General features: G+C 51.0%; 18 protein-coding genes. 12 read left to right on the top strand and 6 right to left on the bottom strand.

Annotation, left to right across the window (positions count from 1 at the left end; all coding sequences use genetic code 11):
* Window position 1 precedes the first annotated feature (1 nt).
* The 3 genes from ACFQ1Z_RS07130 to ACFQ1Z_RS07120 are packed head-to-tail and all read right to left on the bottom strand — an operon-like array spanning window position 2 to window position 1,747.
* The gene (locus ACFQ1Z_RS07130; RefSeq protein WP_379056633.1) at window positions 2–595 is read right to left on the bottom strand and encodes a ubiquinone biosynthesis accessory factor UbiJ; all 594 of its coding nucleotides are present in this window, start codon (window positions 593–595) and stop codon (window positions 2–4) included.
* A 4-nt stretch (window positions 596–599) separates the two neighbouring features.
* Window positions 600–1,367, bottom strand: a complete 768-nt coding sequence (gene ubiE, locus ACFQ1Z_RS07125) for a bifunctional demethylmenaquinone methyltransferase/2-methoxy-6-polyprenyl-1,4-benzoquinol methylase UbiE (RefSeq protein WP_379056632.1) — start codon at window positions 1,365–1,367, stop codon at window positions 600–602.
* A 2-nt stretch (window positions 1,368–1,369) separates the two neighbouring features.
* Window positions 1,370–1,747 (bottom strand): gamma-butyrobetaine hydroxylase-like domain-containing protein, encoded by a 378-nt coding sequence (locus tag ACFQ1Z_RS07120; RefSeq protein ID WP_379056630.1) that lies wholly within the window; start codon window positions 1,745–1,747, stop codon window positions 1,370–1,372.
* Between the two features lie 232 nt (window positions 1,748–1,979).
* Here ACFQ1Z_RS07120 and ACFQ1Z_RS07115 point away from each other — a divergent pair, with 232 nt between their 5' ends.
* Window positions 1,980–3,935 carry a dynamin family protein gene (locus ACFQ1Z_RS07115; protein WP_379056629.1) on the top strand — a complete coding sequence of 652 codons (1,956 nt, stop codon included), beginning with the start codon at window positions 1,980–1,982 and terminating at the stop codon, window positions 3,933–3,935.
* Between the two features lie 73 nt (window positions 3,936–4,008).
* Here ACFQ1Z_RS07115 and rpoH read toward each other — a convergent pair whose 3' ends face one another.
* The 3 genes from rpoH to ACFQ1Z_RS07100 all read right to left on the bottom strand — a co-directional run bounded on the left by rpoH (window position 4,009) and on the right by ACFQ1Z_RS07100 (window position 6,651).
* Entirely contained in the window at window positions 4,009–4,854 is an 846-nt protein-coding gene (gene rpoH / locus ACFQ1Z_RS07110; RefSeq protein WP_379056627.1) for an RNA polymerase sigma factor RpoH, read from the bottom strand.
* Between the two features lie 421 nt (window positions 4,855–5,275).
* Entirely contained in the window at window positions 5,276–5,749 is a 474-nt protein-coding gene (locus ACFQ1Z_RS07105) for a hypothetical protein (RefSeq protein WP_379056626.1), read from the bottom strand.
* A gap of 248 nt (window positions 5,750–5,997) precedes the next feature.
* The gene (locus ACFQ1Z_RS07100) at window positions 5,998–6,651 is read right to left on the bottom strand and encodes a hypothetical protein (RefSeq protein ID WP_379056625.1); all 654 of its coding nucleotides are present in this window, start codon (window positions 6,649–6,651) and stop codon (window positions 5,998–6,000) included.
* 143 nt (window positions 6,652–6,794) lie between these two features.
* Here ACFQ1Z_RS07100 and ACFQ1Z_RS07095 point away from each other — a divergent pair, with 143 nt between their 5' ends.
* The 11 genes from ACFQ1Z_RS07095 (at window position 6,795) to ACFQ1Z_RS07045 (ending at window position 17,331) form a co-directional block, all read left to right on the top strand.
* Window positions 6,795–7,979 carry a porin gene (locus ACFQ1Z_RS07095; protein ID WP_379056623.1) on the top strand — a complete coding sequence of 395 codons (1,185 nt, stop codon included), beginning with the start codon at window positions 6,795–6,797 and terminating at the stop codon, window positions 7,977–7,979.
* A gap of 41 nt (window positions 7,980–8,020) precedes the next feature.
* Complete coding sequence (fmdA, locus tag ACFQ1Z_RS07090) at window positions 8,021–9,244, top strand: formamidase (protein ID WP_379056622.1); 1,224 nt, start codon at window positions 8,021–8,023, stop codon at window positions 9,242–9,244.
* 50 nt (window positions 9,245–9,294) lie between these two features.
* Complete coding sequence (locus ACFQ1Z_RS07085; RefSeq protein WP_379056620.1) at window positions 9,295–9,633, top strand: FmdB family zinc ribbon protein; 339 nt, start codon at window positions 9,295–9,297, stop codon at window positions 9,631–9,633.
* Window positions 9,634–9,716: 83 nt separating this feature from the next.
* On the top strand, window positions 9,717–10,955 hold the full coding sequence (gene urtA / locus ACFQ1Z_RS07080; protein ID WP_055867838.1) for an urea ABC transporter substrate-binding protein: 1,239 nt from the start codon (window positions 9,717–9,719) through the stop codon (window positions 10,953–10,955).
* Window positions 10,956–11,070: 115 nt separating this feature from the next.
* A complete protein-coding gene (gene urtB / locus ACFQ1Z_RS07075; protein ID WP_379056618.1) occupies window positions 11,071–11,988 on the top strand; it encodes an urea ABC transporter permease subunit UrtB in 918 nt (305 codons plus the stop codon).
* A gap of 334 nt (window positions 11,989–12,322) precedes the next feature.
* Window positions 12,323–13,609, top strand: coding sequence for an urea ABC transporter permease subunit UrtC (urtC, locus tag ACFQ1Z_RS07070; protein WP_379056617.1), 1,287 nt, complete (start codon window positions 12,323–12,325; stop codon window positions 13,607–13,609).
* The gene (urtD, locus tag ACFQ1Z_RS07065) at window positions 13,606–14,349 is read left to right on the top strand and encodes an urea ABC transporter ATP-binding protein UrtD (protein ID WP_379056616.1); all 744 of its coding nucleotides are present in this window, start codon (window positions 13,606–13,608) and stop codon (window positions 14,347–14,349) included. Before urtC ends, urtD begins: the two co-directional genes overlap by 4 nt.
* Window positions 14,350–14,377: 28 nt before the next feature.
* The gene (gene urtE, locus ACFQ1Z_RS07060) at window positions 14,378–15,067 is read left to right on the top strand and encodes an urea ABC transporter ATP-binding subunit UrtE (protein ID WP_379056615.1); all 690 of its coding nucleotides are present in this window, start codon (window positions 14,378–14,380) and stop codon (window positions 15,065–15,067) included.
* Window positions 15,068–15,509: 442 nt separating this feature from the next.
* Window positions 15,510–16,376, top strand: coding sequence for an urease accessory protein UreD (locus ACFQ1Z_RS07055; protein WP_379056614.1), 867 nt, complete (start codon window positions 15,510–15,512; stop codon window positions 16,374–16,376).
* Between the two features lie 30 nt (window positions 16,377–16,406).
* Window positions 16,407–16,709, top strand: a complete 303-nt coding sequence (gene ureA, locus ACFQ1Z_RS07050; protein WP_379056612.1) for an urease subunit gamma — start codon at window positions 16,407–16,409, stop codon at window positions 16,707–16,709.
* A 313-nt stretch (window positions 16,710–17,022) separates the two neighbouring features.
* Window positions 17,023–17,331: an urease subunit beta gene (locus ACFQ1Z_RS07045; RefSeq protein ID WP_379056611.1), complete on the top strand. Its 309-nt coding sequence runs from the start codon at window positions 17,023–17,025 to the stop codon at window positions 17,329–17,331.
* Window positions 17,332–17,344: the final 13 nt, after the last annotated feature.

Raw genomic sequence — 17,344 nt, 5'->3', positions numbered from 1 at the left:
TTTATCGGCTTTCTGAGGTAGCGGCAGCGGCCAGCAGTTTGGCGACCCGCGATTGCAGGCGGTCTGCGTCCTCGCGCAAGCGGTCTACAGACTGGTTAAAGTGCTCTATGCTGGTTTTTTTAGCGATCAGCGGCTGTTCTTCCTGCCAGTATTCCACCAGCATCTCACCCACGTTTTTGGCATTAGCCTGTAGCCGTTTGAATTTCTCCTGGCCAAGTTCAACCACCTGGTAGGCAGCGATATCGCCGACGACTTTGCTTAAGTCACCCTCTACGTCCCAGCGCACGGCAGACAGTATCTTGCCTACTTCTATGCCTAGCGCCACGTCGCCGTCGATCTTGATCAGGCTGGCGGCCAGCGGGTCTTTACGCAGCAAGCGCATGACCAGGCTGGGCGGCAAATGAATGCGGGCATCGGCAGTGGCAGAATCGGCGGCGACCGCCAGTTCGCCATTAGGCAGTATGGTGAGGTTGACCTGCGCCACCTTGAAGTCAAAGCCCAGGGTCTGGTTGGCGTAAGGTTGTAACAGGGGTGCCGTCCAGTCGTTCTGCTGCATCAGGTGCTGCAGCACAAATTGAATCAATGGTTTAAACATAGAATTAGAGTTTGATGCCTTTGTGCAAGGCAACCACGCCAGCGGTCAGGTTGTAGTAATCCACTTTGGCAAACCCGGCGTCATGCATCATTTGCTTGAGAGTTTCCTGGTCTGGGTGCATGCGTATGCTTTCTGCCAGGTAGCGATAGCTGGGTTCGTCATTGGCTATCCATTTGCCCAGCTTGGGCAGCAGTTTGAAAGAGTAGGTGTCGTAGAGCTTTTCCAGCGGCTGCCAGACTTTGGAGAACTCCAGCACCAGCAAGCGGCCGCCCGGTTTGAGCACGCGCTGCATCTCGCGCAGGGCGTTGTCTTTATGCGTCATATTGCGCAAGCCGAAGGCGACGATGACGCAATGAAAACTTTCATCGGCAAACGGCAGCGTTTCGGCATTGCATTGCGCGGCAGGCACGGTCAGCCCGGCATCTATCATGCGGTCACGGCCTACGCCCAGCATAGAAGCATTAATGTCTGTGAGTATCACCTGGCCGGGGTTGTGCGCGGCCTGGGTGCCGACTTTTTTTGCAAACAGGCTGGATAAGTCGCCACTGCCGCCGGCGATATCCAGCACCTTGTCGCCCTGGCCCACGCCGCTGACATCGACCGCGAAGCGCTTCCACAAACGGTGCAAGCCGGCTGACATCACGTCATTCATGATGTTGTATTTTTGCGCGACCGAATGAAACACCTCGCCGACTTTTTTCTGCTTGTCCTGTTCGGCGACAGTCTCAAAGCCGAAGTGGGTGGTTTTTTGCTGTTCTGGCGTGTCTTGCATGTTTAGGTTTCCTTGCGCGGTTGCCCGGCGATGGTCAGTTTGGTGATGTAGTCCTGCCACAGGCTTTCATAGTGCTGGGCCAGGTAGTACAAATAATCCCATGAATAGAGGCCGGTATCATGACCGTCATCAAAGATCAGTTTGATCGCATATCTGCCCACCGGTTCGATGGCGCTGATGTTGACCAGCTCTTTGCCGATCTGCAGGGTCTCCTGCCCGGCACCATGCCCGCGCACTTCGGCAGAAGGTGAATACACGCGCAAAAATTCACATGACAGCATGCATTCGGTGTCGTTATCGAAATGAATTTCCAGCAAGCGCGAGCCCTGATGCAGTTGGATCAGGGTAGGGATGGGGGAATCAGGTTGAAGACCACTCATAAGATTGAAGAAAGTCGTGTTTCAGGCCGTTAATGACTAATGCGCATGATAGCAGATGACAACCACCTACGCATAAATGCGTATAAGTCTAATCTTATGGTTGATAATTCATTTTATTTATGAATTAATGGCTATACCTACATGATTTATTTGAACTTTTATGAAATCGTGATAGATTAGCAAAAAACAGGCGATCCTAAGTAGGTTACCGAATAACGATTAAGCAGGTCCTATGGAAAATAACAGACTGGCACAACAATTTGATTTGTATACGCGCTGGCGTGACACGATTGCTGATGTATTGGGGGAGTATCGGCGCTGGTTGGCTGATAAGCAACTCAGCGATGTGCAACTTGAAGAACGTATACAGCAGCAACTCAACCGCTTGCGGGAGGATAAACTGACGGTCGCATTTGTGGCCGAGTTTTCCCGTGGTAAATCCGAACTCATCAACGCCATCTTTTTTTCAGATTATGGCCATCGCTTATTACCTTCGGGTGCCGGGCGCACGACCATGTGTCCCACCGAGTTGCGCTATGACCTGGGCAAGCCGGTCAGCCTTTCTCTGTTGCCTATAGAAAGCAACGCCAACCAGATTTCCATCAGTGAATACCGCCGCATGCCACAGGCCTGGTCGGTGATCGAGTTTGACGCCCACTCGCGCGAGAGCATGGTCGAAGCCTTTAAAGAAGTCAGCCGCACCCGGCGCGTCACGCGCGAAGAAGCGCAGACGCTGGGCTTATACCACCCGGACCATCCTGACGACCTGATGCTGATAGGGCAAGATGGCCTGATGGAGATCCCCTGCTGGCGCTATGCGGTGATCAATTTCCCGCATGCCTTGCTGAAACAGGGCCTGGTGATACTGGATACCCCGGGATTGAACGCCATAGGCGCGGAACCGGAACTGACCATGAGCATGTTGCCGAATGCACATGCAGTGCTGTTTATACTGGGTGCCGATACCGGCGTCACCAAATCAGAAATGGAAGTCTGGCGCCGTTATATCAGTGGCGCGCGCTGGAAACAAAAAGGCCGCATGGCGGTACTGAACAAGATAGACGGTCTGTGGGACCCGCTGAAAACGGATGATGAAGTGCAGACCGAGCTTTACCGGCAGTTACAGACCACTGCCGAATTGCTGGGGCTGGCGCGTGAGCAGATCTTGCCGACTTCGGCGCAGAAAGGCCTGCTGGCTAAAGTCACCGGCGATCACCAGTTACTGGCGAAAAGCCGCTTGCTGCAACTAGAAAAAAATCTATCTGAAGAACTGATCCCTGCCAAACAGGAGATCGTGCGTGAAAGCATACATAGTGAGATCGAAGACATGGTTGCCCAAACGCGCAGCGTGCTGGAAACCCGCTTGCAAAGCGTCATCGATCAAACGGAAGAACTGCGTTGCCTGCAAGGCAAGAATGAAGACGTGATTGCGCAAATGATGCGCAAGGTCAAACAGGATAAAGTCAATTTTGAAGTAGGCTTGCAACGCTACCAGGCATTGCGTAGCGTGTTTTCAGTGCAATCCAACCAGCTGTTCCATCATCTGGGCATGCCTGCACTCAAGAACAAAGTGCGCGAAACGCGTGACAATATGATGAAGGCCTCGTTTACCAAAACCATGCGCCAGGCCATGGATGACTTTTTCAGTGACCTCAAGCGCCGCATGATGGAAGCCGACGTGCATGTGCTTGAAATCAAAAAGATGATGGAAGCCATGTATGAAAAATTCTCTAAAGAGCATGGCCTACTGCAAAAAACACCACCGCCATTTTCTACCTCACGCTATCTCAAGGCGCTGAACAAACTGGAAACCATATACCGCGACCAATTCAACACCACATTCAATATGATCGCGCACGAGAAATTCACCCTGACCAGCAAGTTTTTTGAAACGCTGGCCAGCCATGTGATCCTCGAATATGAGGCTGCCAACCGTGATGCCGAAAGCTGGCTGAAAGCGGTGATCGCGCCCATGGAAAGCCAGATGCGCGAGCACCATGTGCAACTGAAACGCCGGGTGGAAAGTATCAAACGTATCTACCAGGCGACTGACACGCTGGAAGAGCGCATCGCCGATCTGGAGCAGGTGGAGTTATCCATACGCCAGCAACTGGCAGAACTGGATCAGCTCAATGGTAAAGCACTGCAGGCCTTGCAGCACGAAGAGCTTATCGTACAGGCAGCTTAAAAAGAATAGCAGTTAAGCGATGCAGAAACAAAAACGGGTGCCTGGGCACCCGTTTTTGTTGTGCTTTGCAGTACTAATTGCTCTGCAGCATATAAGTCTTGATCTTTTGCATTGCCTTTTGCTCGATCTGGCGTATACGTTCGGCAGACACATTGAACTCGGCAGCCAGTTCATGCAAGGTTGATACATCACCCTCAGTCAACCAGCGCGCCTGCAATACACGGCGGCTGCGCTCGTCCAGCTGTTGCAAGGCATTGCTCAGACCTTCAGTCTGCATATGCTCGGTTTGCAGTGTTTCCAGCAAAGCAGAAGGCTCGGGACCTTCATCCTGCAGATAAGCGATAGGGCTATATACATCCTCGCCGTCATCATCCACCTGCGCATCTAATGGAATCTCCTGACCATTCAGGCGATACTCCATCTCGACCACTTCTTCAGGCTTCACATTCAATTCAGTGGCAATGCGATGCACATCATCCGGGCTTAATGTTTCAAAACCCTGCTTCATGCTGCGCAGATTAAAGAACAGCTTGCGTTGCGCCTTGGTCGTCGCGGTTTTCACCAGACGCCAGTTGCGCACGATGTACTCATGTATCTCGGCTTTGATCCAATGCATGGCAAACGAAACCAGACGCACGCCGCGCTCGGGGTCAAAACGTTTCACTGCTTTCATCAAGCCAATATTACCTTCCTGAATCAGGTCGGCTTGCGGCAGGCCATAACCACTATAGCCACGCGCAATGCTAGCCACCAGGCGCAGGTGCGACACAATCAACGCACGCGCAGATTCCAGGTCACCAGTCTTATTCAAGCTTGTGGCATAGCTGTATTCTTCTTCAGGCGTCAAAATTGGAAACTGCTTAATGGTTTGCAGGTATTTATCCAGGCTATCAGCGGATGAAACAACAGGTATAGTCAAAGCGGTAATGGTAAAGCTCCTTGTGAAAGAAGAGGTTTAAACTTATTTTAGCACTCATGCTGTGAGAGTGCTAGCCTGAAAAAAAGTTCAAGCCATTATATTTTTACCAGTCGAAAACGTAGCTCAAATCTTTGCGGAATATTTTAATTAAACTTTGTTAAACAATTCTGGATAAGTTGTTTAAGAGCAATCAGTTTGCATGTGCTAGTGCAGACCAGTTAGCTCATAAACAATCATCTGAAAGGTTAGTCGATGGAAGCGATTATCACACCTAATGGCATAGGTCTTGGCAGGAATTTGGCTGAGCTATTGGGGCAGAGTGTCAGTTACCCTGCTAGGCAATATTCAGTCACGCTGAGCTGACAGGCCCTTTGAGAAGTGGGTCACTGTCAGCTCAGATGTGAGCTAGTACGATTAAAGCTTAGTCCCTGCCTTTACCGTTTCCACGCCCTTTGCCATTGCCCGGTCCACGATCACCGTGTTTGGGGCCGTGCCCTTTATGGTCATGGTAGTCATGGTGGTGGTCGTCTCTTCCCCTGTAATCACCATGATCATGCGCATAACTCACATAACGAGGCGCATATACGTTTTGGTACCAGGAATCCTGCACAAAATAAACCTGTCTGCCACAGGCACCGTAGCGGCCACAGTAGCGTGACCATTTTTTCATCTGGCCTGGCGGCACACGCAGGTACATAGGGGCTTGCACCACCGCGACTGGGGGTGGCTGTATGATCACCGGTTGCGCATATACGACCTGCGGTGGCGGGTAGGGGTCGCCCAATACGATCTGCCCGTAAAAGCCTGGCTGGCCTATGCTGACTGCTACGCCATCTGCGAAGGCTAGCGCTGAAGTTGTTAAAAATACTACACCCATCGCTACATTTTTTATCATGGTATTCCCTCTCAAATAAACATGCTCATTAATTAAGCATGAAATAAATGCATTGAGGGCATTTTAAAAATCTGTCGAAAAGGAAAGTAGTCTCATAAATCTGATAGCAATGTCAGAATGCGCTGACAGTTGGTTAGGAATTTATCCTAATAAAGAAGCAGATAAAAAATGTTGATTAAAGTGATACCTAAAAATACGCAGGAAAATGCAGTGCAATTTTCCTGCGTGTAACTTATTAAAGCGATACCTTATTTAATATTCCGTATCGCCATCCATCCCAAATCATGCATGCACACCACAAAGGCGCGTTTAAAGGTCTGCGTTTTGTAGTCGGGTAAATAATCCGGCCCCAGTTTTTTCTCGCAGGAGACTTGATCCTGTTTCAGCTTGTCTGGGAAAGCGCCCATTTTCCACCATGAATTGATCGCGTATGCCACGTCCGGTCCGTCGTTCACCGTTGAGTGGGTGGCGGGCTTGTCTGTTTTATCTTCTGTTGTTGTGCCAGTGGTTGTCGCCTGGGCGGCGGGTGCTGCTACCTGTTTAGGCTGGGCTGGAAGCGTTGCATCAGCCTGTGGCGGTTTTACAACAGCCGGGGTGGCTGGTTTTTGCTTTTTTTCGGGTGTGATTTCAATAAATGGACTTGGCTTGCTGATGACTTCCGCTCGGTTGTCACGGGTTTCTATCGTCGCAAACAGCGGGTCCATGGCGTCAACTTTTGGTTTTTGCCAGCCTTGCTCTGCCAGGCAGGCGGCGAGCTGATCGCCGCTGCCACGGCAGGCCTGGTGCGCTCTGTCTATATCTTGTTGTGAACCGCCGCGCTTGTATGAAACCTCGCCACAGCCAGGTAATAAAGCCACTAAAACTAAGTAAGTTAAAAGACGCATTGCTAGCCCCGTGATCAATTTGTTATGTGCAGTCTAGCGGTGTTTGGTATTTCACATCCTACGCAAATTGACGTATTTGTCCTACACCTGCCTGTCGTTAATCTGAGCACAAGTTTTGATCGACTGTGATTGTTTGAAGTTAACGAGAAAGGGAGTTTTAGATGATGAATATTAAAAAATGTGCCTTGCATACTGCAGTAGCAATGGCTTTTGGCCTGGGTGCGCAATTGGCAAATGCGGGTGCCACTATCAGTTTTGGCGAAGATAAGTATATCAGTGCCGGCTTTGGTTTTATCACCAGTTATAACTCTGTTGAAGATGCAGCCAATAACGGGCGTGACCGCTCCAACGATTTTGCGCTGGATAGTGCGCGTTTGTATTTGTCAGGTTCTTTCAATAAATACATAAAGGGCATGCTGAACACCGAGAAATCAGGTGGTGGTTCTGCAGGCAGTAACTTTGAAGTAATTGATGCCAACGTGCAGTTCCAGGTGACGCCTGAAGTGTCTATCTGGGCTGGTCGTTTCCTCTCTCCTAGTGACCGCGCCAACATGGCAGGCCCTTACTACTCCATGGGTGGTGGCTACTGGGCAAACATCGCTTCCCGCTACGGCTGGAACGGTGGCGTGATCGGCCGTGATGACGGTGTGGCTGTGGTGACCAGCTTTATGGAAGACCACGTGGCAGTTTCTTTCGGCGCATTTGAAGGCGACAACATTTTCCGCTTCAGTGGTCCTGCTGGCGCACGTTTAGGCGGTCAAGAAAATGCCGCAGTAAAAGATAAATTGATGTATGCCGGTCGAGTACAAGTTGATTTCTGGGATGCTGAACCAGGCTACTACGGTACTGGTAATTATTTTGGTGCTAAGGACATTCTGGCTATCGGTATTGCCGGACGTATGAAAAAAGATGGCGCAATCAGTACATTGGCGGGAGTTGTAGGTGATTACACTTCCTACAGTGTTGATTTCTTGCTTGAGAAAAAAGACGTAGGTCCAGGCACATTCTCTGCCGAAGCGGCTTACTACTACTACGACACTGATGATGTCTTCCTAGCTGAGCAAGGTAAGGCTTATTCAGCTGGTCTGGGTTACCTGTTCAACGATCCAATCGGTTGGGGCAAGGTCATGCCTATCGTCCGTTACCAGAAATTTGATGCGGATGGTTTGACTACTGGTGGCAGTGTGAACACTCGTACCGGTGCTGATACCAAACGTTTCGAGATCGGTGCGAACTACGTGATTGCCCCATACAACTCAGTCATCACCGCGACTGTAGGCAAAACCGATACGCCTACAACGTCTACTGACAATTTCTTCAAACTTGCATTACAGATGCAATTTTAATCAACACCTTATAACCCTTTCTCACAAAGGAGATGAGCGTAATGAAAACAATAGTGAAGCTGGATTTGGATAAAAAACCCTGGGAGCAGGACGGTCAGATCCATAACCGTTGGCACCCGGACCTGCCTATGATCGCCATGGTCAAGCCTGGTGACGAGTTCCGTGTCGAGTGCATGGACTGGACCGGCGGCCAGATCGGTAACAACGACAGCGCCAACGATATCCGTGACGTGGACCTGACCCAGGTGCATTACCTGAGCGGCCCTATCGGGGTCGAAGGGGCTGAACCGGGCGACCTCATGGTGGTGGATATCCTGGACGTAGGTACTTTTGAAGACCAGCAATGGGGCTTTAACGGCCTGTTTGCCAAAGAAAATGGTGGCGGTTTTCTGACTGACCATTTCCCTAAGGCCAGCAAATCGATCTGGGATTTCCATGGCGTATACACCACTTCGCGCCATGTACCTAAAGTACGTTATGCCGGCATCATGCACCCGGGTTTGATCGGTTGCCTGCCATCACGCGAATTACTGGAAACCTGGAATGAGCGCGAAGCTGCGCTGATCGCCACCGACCCTGACCGCGTGCCAGCACTGGCACTGCCACCTGAGCCTAAGTCTGCGGTGATGGGCCGTTTATCCGGCGAGGCAGCCACCAAAGCCGCGGCTGAAGGTGCGCGTACCGTGCCGCCGCGTGACCACGGTGGTAACTGCGATATCAAAAACCTGACCAAGGGTTCTAAAGTGTATTTCCCGGTGTATGTGAAAGACGGCGGCCTGTCTATGGGTGACCTGCACTTTTCACAAGGCGATGGTGAGATCACCTTCTGCGGCGCGATTGAGATGGCCGGTTACCTGGATATCAAGGTCAGTCTGATCAAGGACGGCGTCAAGAAATACGGTATCAAGAACCCTATTTTCCAGCCTAGCCCTATCTCACCGACTTATCGCGATTATGTGATCTTTGAAGGTATCTCGGTAGATGAAGCAGGCAAGCAGCATTACCTGGATGTGCACGTTGCATACCGCCAGGCTTGCCTGAATGCGATCGAGTACCTGAAGAAATTCGGTTATAGCGGTGAACAGGCGGTGGCCATCCTGGGCACGGCGCCGGTAGAAGGGCATATCAGCGGCATTGTCGATATCCCGAATGCGTGTGCGACCTTGTGGGTGCCGACCGAGATTTTCGAGTTTGATATCCGGCCGAATGCTGACGGACCCAAGATCGAAGTGCCGCCTGGCATCAATGTAGCGCCAAGTACTTAAACACCGGGCACTAGCAGTGATGTTTAAACAGTTTGCATAAGGAAAAGCAGATGCCTCTTTACGAATATGAGTGTGACAGTTGTGGCGTGTTTACCGCGCTACGCAAAATGAGTGAATCCAGTTTGCCAGCCGATTGTGAGTGCTGTGGCTCTGAAAGCCCGCGCATCCTGTCGGTGCCCAAACTGGCCATCATGGGCAAACAGCAACGGTCCGCATATGAACGTAACGAGAAATCTGCCCACGAGCCACGCAGTGGCCGGCGCTCAAGTTGTGGTTGCACAGGCTCACATACCTGCAAAACCACCACCAAGGTGAACCCGGATGACGGCAAACCGGCGATGCAGATGCAAACCAAGAAAACAGCCAGGCCATGGATGATAGGCCATTAGCCTGGACATAGTCCTCATAGTAAAAAATTGCAGTAGTTTTTGTGATCTATTTTTGTAGTTAATTGTTTTTAAAGGAGAATGTAATGAGTACCTTGAACAGAAGGGGTTTTATCAAAGGCGCAATGTTAGGTGCCATGATGGCAGCGGGTCTCGTTACCGGACACGCATTTGCTGCAGATTATCCAACAGCAAAAGTGAACACCACCGGCCTGGCCGTGACTGACACCACCGTAAAAGTCGGTATCCTGCACTCCGCCACCGGCACCATGGCGATCAGTGAAACAGGTTCTATCCAGGCTGAAAAACTGGCGATCGAGCAGATCAACGCCATGGGCGGTATCCTGGGTCGCAAGATCGAAGTCGTGCAGGAAGATGGCGCCTCAGACTGGCCGACTTTTGCTGAAAAAGCGAAGAAACTGCTGGAAAAAGACAAAGTGGCTTCTGTGATGGGCTGCTGGACATCTGCTTCACGTAAGGCTGCCTTGCCCGTGTTTGAAAAAGACAACGGCTTGCTGTTCTACCCGACTTTCTATGAAGGCTTAGAGCAGTCTAAAAACGTGTTCTATACAGGTCAGGAAGCGACACAGCAGATCCTGGCAGGTCTGGACTGGATCGCTAAAGAGAAAAAAGCCAAAACTTTCTACCTGATCGGTTCTGACTACATCTGGCCACGTACTTCCATGAAGATTGCGCGTAAACATATCGAGCAACATCTAGGCGGCAAAGTGGTAGGCGAAGAGTACATCGCTTTGGGTGACACCCAGTTCGGTTCTGTGATCAACAAGATCAAACTGAAAAAACCTGATGTGATCTACGCAGCGGTAGTGGGCGGCAGTAACGTGGCCTGGTTCAAACAATTGAACGCAGCTGGCCTGAACTCCAGCAAACAGACCATGCTGACCATTTCGGTGACTGAAGATGAAGTATTAGGCATTGGTGGCGAAAACCTGGCTGGCTTCTACTCAGCAATGAAATACTTCCAGTCGCAAGACAATGATGCAAACAAGAAATTTGTTGAAGCATTCAAAAAACGCTGGGGTAAAGATGCTGTGATCGGCGACGTGACACAAGCTGCTTATCTGGGCCCATGGTTGTACAAGGCTGCAGTTGAGCGTGCAGGTAGCTTTGATGTAGACAAGGTACAAGCAGCATTGCCTGGCTACGAGTTCAAAGATGCACCTGAAGGCCCTGTGACTGTAGAAGCTAACCATCACCTGACGACTAAACTGCGTATTGGTCAGTGGGGCAAAGATGGCCAGGCTAAAGTGGTCTACACCTCTGGTTACATCAAACCTGATCCATTTCCAAAAGGCTACCAATAAACTGGTGTTGTCTTAAATAGCTGACACGGTAGCCGGTAACCCCGGCTACCGTTTGGCGCAAGTAACAAACTCAATACAGATTCATTATAGAAATTGCATTTAACAGGAGACCGCTATGTTTGGTTATTCGATGGCAGAAATAGGCAATATTGTGGTGATGCAGGGCTTTTCGGGCCTGAGCATGTTTACAGTGTTGCTACTGATGGCACTAGGTCTCGCGATTATTTTCGGGCAGATGGGTGTGATCAACATGGCGCACGGCGAGTTTATGACCATAGGTGCTTACACCACAGTCATGCTTTCCAAAGTGGCCGCGACTTACGGTTTCACTAATTATTACTTTATATTTGCCATTGTGATCGCCTTTTTACTGGCGTTCGCTGTCGGTTATTTCATTGAATTCATCATGATACGGCACCTCTACAAGCGGCCACTGGATACCTTGCTGGCCACCTGGGGCTTAAGCCTGGTCATGCAGCAGATCTTCCGTTCTTCATTCGGTGCCAAAGAAGTGAGTGCCGAATTGCCGGAGTGGATGCTGGGTTCGGTCAATCCAACACCGGATATCGATATTCCTATCAACGGTTTGTTCGTCATGGTGCTGGCAGCGCTGGTCACTTTTGGTGTGTATATGTTTATGTATAAGTCACGCTGGGGCCTGCGTGTACGTGCCACCGTGCAAAACCGTACCATGGCCGGTGCTGTAGGTATTAACACCGCCAAGGTCGACCGCGTGACATTCGCGCTGGGTTGCGGCATTGCCGGCATTGCCGGGGCTGCGTTTACCACCATTGCTTCTACCGGCCCGACTACAGGCACGCTGTACATCGTCGACAGCTTTATGGTGGTGGTGTTCGGGGGTGCTGCCAGCATCGTCGGTACTATTGCTTCGGCCTTCGGTATCGCCCAGGCGCAATCGATACTGCAATTCTTCATGACCAGCTCTATGGGCAAGGTATCTACTTTGCTCGTCATCGTCAGCATTTTGATGATGAAACCAGAGGGCTTGTTTGCCTCCAAACTGCGTAAATAAACGTGATTAATCGATGAGAACCCTAACCGGTTCCCATCAGGATGCGCTGTACTTGGTTTTCTTGAAGCTTATGACATGCAAGCTTTGAAATAGTGTGTGTTGCCTTCAGTTGTTTACTCTCGTCATTCCGGCGCAGGCCGGAATCCAGGCGAGGTGCTACGTGGATACTGACCTGGATTCTGGCCTGCGCCAGAATGACGGGCGGGCAGAGCAGTTATTTTGATGCAGCTATTGTTGCTACAGGCAATCATTCAGCATTTCCATAAGTAAATGAACGTATTAAGTGTTTTGCCCTGCCGCAATAGAATCAACGCATCAACAGAGGAGAATCTTGATGACATTATGGGAAAAAATGAAAGCCAGCCCGTTACTGGGTGGCAAAGAAGGTGTGATCAGCCTGGCGGTGCTGGCAGCGATCATCTTCGTCGTATTGCCACTGGGGGTAGATATCTTCCGCCTCAATCTGATTGGTAAATACCTGACTTACGCGTTTGTCGCTGTCGGCCTGGTCATGCTGTGGGGGCATGGCGGTATCCTGAGTCTGGGCCAGGGCATCTTCTTCGGCCTCGGTGGTTATGCCATGGCCATGTTCCTCAAGCTGGAAGCTTCAGACCCACTGAGTACCAAGATACAGTCTACCCCTGGTATCCCCGACTTTATGGACTGGAACCAGCTGACCGCATTGCCATGGTTCTGGGAGCCGTTCAAGAGCTTGCCGTTCACCATCTTTGCCGTGCTGACGATCCCGGCCTTGTTCGCCTACATCATTGGTTACGCCATGTTCAAACGCCGGGTGGGCGGGGTGTATTTCTCCATCATCACCCAGGCGGTCGCCCTGATCCTGAGCATACTCATCGTCGGCCAGCAAGGCTATACCGGTGGCGTGAACGGCATGACAGACTTGCGTACCATGCTGGGCTGGGATATCCGTAGTGACTCAGCCAAATATATCCTCTACTTTGTGAACGGCCTGTTGCTGTTTGGCGCGATCTTCCTCTCTAAATACATCATGAGCAGCAAGTTCGGCATGTTGCTGCTGGCGATGCGTGACAAAGAAGAACGCGTGCGCTTCTCCGGTTATGACGTCTCCAATTTCAAGATCTTTATCTTCTGCCTGGCGGCCATGATGTCTGCCGTCGGCGGTGCCATGTTCACCCTGCAGGTCGGTTTTATGTCACCTTCGTTTGTCGGTATCGTGCCATCGATCGAAATGGTGATCTTCTGTGCCGTGGGTGGTCGTGCCTCACTGGTGGGTGCGGTCTACGGCACCTTGCTGGTCAACTACGGTAAAACCGTGTTCTCCGAAACCTACCCTGAAATGTGGTTGTTCCTGATGGGCGGGCTGTTTATCGCGGTGGTGATGTTCTTCCCTAGTGGTCTGGCTGGTATCTGGGATAAATACGCGACTAAATATGGCTGGTTCAAAGACAAGGCCGCGTCTGCAAAAAAGCCTGAGGTAAGTACTTCTAAGGTAGAAGCGCAAGCAGTACTTACCGAAACACTGGCTGAAACGACCTTGGCCACCGACTCTACCGCTGTGGCCACCAATAAAGCAACCCGCAAGAAAGCAGATGCGACTTCTGCGATTGAGAGTAATAAATTGAGAGGAGCAGAAGCATGAGTAATACCGACTTCGTCTTGGCAGTAGAAGATTTGACCGTCTCCTTCGATGGCTTTAAAGCGGTGGATAACCTGACCATGTATATCGATAAAAACGAATTACGGGTACTGGTAGGCCCTAACGGTGCCGGAAAAACCACGGTGCTGGACCTGATCTGCGGCAAGACCAAATCCACCGCCGGCTCTATCAAGTTTAACAATACCGAGTTGACCAAGCTGTCAGAGCACGAGATCGTGCGTTCTGGCGTAGGCCGTAAATTCCAGAATCCGTCCATCTATGAAAACCTGACGGTATACCAGAACCTGGAAGTGTCATACCCGAAAGGCCGTGGCGTGTTTGGCAGCCTGACCTTTAAACGCACGCAGGAAGTAGAAGACCAGGTGCGCAGAGTAGCGGCAGACATCATGCTGACCGAATTCCTCGACATGGAATCGGCCCTGCTCAGCCATGGCCAGAAACAATGGCTGGAGATCGGCATGTTGCTGATGCAAGAGCCTGAACTGTTGATGCTGGATGAGCCGGTGGCCGGCATGAGCGCCAAGGAGCGCGACCAGACTGCCGAGCTGCTTAACCGCATCTGCCAGAACCGGTCAGTGATCGTCATCGAGCACGATATGGAATTCGTGAAGAAGATCGCGCACAAGGTCACCGTATTACATCAGGGCAAGATCCTGGCCGAAGGGCCTATGGAAAAAGTGCAGGCTGATGAAAAAGTCATTGAAGTTTATTTAGGTCATTAAGTGGGTCAGGCCATCAAAGGAGCACAGCATGTTTGAAATTGAAAATCTGCAGGTGAGTTATGGCCAAAGTCAGGTGATACATGGCCTGAATTTTAAAGCCAACAAAAACGAGACCCTGGCCATCATGGGCCGTAACGGCATGGGCAAGACTACCTTGTTCAAGTCACTGATGGGCATTTTGCCGAGCAAAGCCAGCAAGGCTACAGTCGATGGCGTCGATCTGCAGGGCGCAGCCACGCATGACAGGGTGATGAAAGGTCTGGCCTATGTACCACAAGGCCGCTGGATATTCCCGAATATGACGGTACAGGAAAATATAGAGACCGGACTGGAGAAATCCGCCAGCCGCGAGATCCCCGATGATATTTTTGCCTTGTTCCCGGTGCTGCACGAGATGCGCAAACGCAAGGGCGGCAACCTCTCCGGCGGTCAGCAGCAACAGCTGGCGATCGCGCGTGCGCTGGTGACTAACCCGAAAGTGTTGTTGCTAGATGAACCGACCGAAGGCATACAGCCTTCTATCATCAAGGATATCGCCAAGGTACTGAACGAGATCCGCAAAATGCGTGAGATCACCATCATCGTGTCTGAACAGGTGCTGAGTTTCACCATGGAAGTGGCTGACCGCATCATCGTCATCGATAAAGGCCGCTTTATCCACGAAGACACCCGCGACAATGTCGATGCTGCCAAGGTGAAAAGTTACCTTTCTGTGTAAGTGTGTTTTAGCCACAGAGGACACAGAGTTCACAGAGTAAAGCTTAATTCAATACCTCGGTTGAGGTTGGCAATCTCTGTGCTCTCTGTGACCTCTGTGGCAAGTATTAAAAATAATTTTCTTAGCTATGGCATGATGCCGTGATGGACGATTTGAAGCCTGCGATAGCAACGCCGTTTAAGCCACAGAGGACACAGAGGTCACAGAGGTCACAGAGGTCACAGAGGTCACAGAGAAAAGCTTAATTCAATACCTCGGTTGAGGTGGGTAATCTCTGTGCTCTCTGTGACCTCTGTGGCAAGTATTAAAAAATTATTGATGAGCTGTGGCACACAGAGAAAAGTTACATTCAACACATGTTTAGGTTTGAAATCTCTGTGAACTCTGTGTCCTCTGTGGCAACTATTGAAAATAATTTTATCAGCTGTGGCATGATGCCGTGATGGATGATTTGAAGCATACGACAACATCGCCAGCGCAAACGGTAACCGTAAAACATTGGCAGGCCAAGCTAGAACTGGGCTTTGCCAGGCGCGATGACCGTTCTTATCTTGCGCATAGGCTACATAAAGGCCCGCTGGTGGTGCAGAAAAGCCTGCACCCTGAAGGTGAGGATATCTGTCATGCGGTGGTGGTGCATCCGCCGGGCGGAGTTGCGGGTGGTGATGCGCTGCATCTGCAAGTGGAGGTAGGTGAGGGTGCCAGGGCCTTGTTGACGACGCCTGGTGCAGGCAAATGGTATAAGGCGCACGGCAGCAAAGCGACGCAGACCCTGCAGTTTCAGTTAGCTGCCGCTAGTGGCCTGGAATGGTTTCCGCAAGAAAATATCCTGTTTGATGCGGCTGAAGTCGGGTTTAGCGCTGATATCCATTTAGCCGCAGATGCGACTTTTGCCAGCTGGGACATTGTTTGCCTGGGACGGCAGGCGCAGCAGGAAGTATGGCAGCGTGGCCTGTATCAGTTGAATCAGCGCATCGCGCGTGATGGTCAGTTGATCTGGAACGAACGCGCACTTATGCAAGCCGGTGATCTGCTAAAAACCAGCCGCGTCGGTTTGGCAGATGCCGCGGTATTCGGCACTTTTCTGGTCTGTGCGGGAGCCGTGCCAGACGAAGTATTGCAAGCCTGCCGCGAGATCGTGGTCACCGATGCTAAAGTCGGTATCACCGCGTTGCCAGAAGTGCTTTGTATACGTTATGTCGGCCATGCTTCTCAGCAGGCCAGGCAATATTTCGAGCAATGCTGGCACCTGTTGCGGCCATGGTATTATCAAAAAGACGCGGTCAGGCCGCGTATCTGGAATACCTGATAGCAAAAAATATGATCAGAGAATGAATCTATGGAATTAACCCCAAGAGAAAAAGATAAATTATTGATTTTCACCGCCTCACTGTTAGCCGAGCGACGCAAGGCACGCGGTCTGAAACTGAATTACCCGGAAGCGGTGGCCTTTATTTCGGCCGCCATCATGGAAGGCGCGCGCGATGGTAAAACCGTGGCCGAGCTGATGAGTTATGGCACCACTTTGCTGGCGCGCGATGAAGTGATGGAAGGTGTGCCGGAAATGATCCCGGATATACAGGTGGAGGCGACGTTTCCGGATGGGACCAAGCTAGTCACCGTCCACCACCCAATCCCGTAAAGGCATGGCACTGCAAGCGCGGATGGCGGTGTTGCTCAACCTTGCCGTACTGATTGTACTGTCTGCGGTTGAGCGCCTTGCCCTCCACGCTTGCAGCACCATGCCTGAGTGAGTATGAAAATAGGGAATTGCGGCGTTGCGCGGTGCTCGAAATCCTCATGTACTGTATGTACATTCCGGTTTCTGTGCTCCGGGCGCATTGCACTTCATCCATTTTGATCATTAACTGATCTTATGGAAATTCATGCTTGCCTTAGCTAAGTGAAAAACAAGCAATGACTAAAAACCAAATAAAAAACGACTGGAGCAATTGATGATTCCCGGCGAAATGCAGGTCGCAGCAGGCGACATCGAATTAAACACTGGCCGTGAAACGATGACGCTGGATGTGGCGAATAAGGGTGACCGGCCTATACAGGTCGGGTCGCATTATCATTTTTACGAGACCAATGAAGCGCTGTCATTTGATCGGCAGCTGGCCTACGGTTATCGTCTGAATATCGCCGCAGGCACCGCTGTGCGTTTTGAACCAGGCCAGACCCGTACCGTGCAGCTGGTTAATCTGGTCGGTAAGCGCGAGGTCTATGGCTTTGCTGCAAAAGTCATGGGTGCATTGAAATAAGGTAGGGAAAGCA

It is taken from the genome of Methylophilus luteus (assembly GCF_042676265.1).
GTDB lineage: Bacteria > Pseudomonadota > Gammaproteobacteria > Burkholderiales > Methylophilaceae > Methylophilus > Methylophilus luteus.
This window is presented reverse-complemented; position numbering and strand designations above follow the sequence as displayed.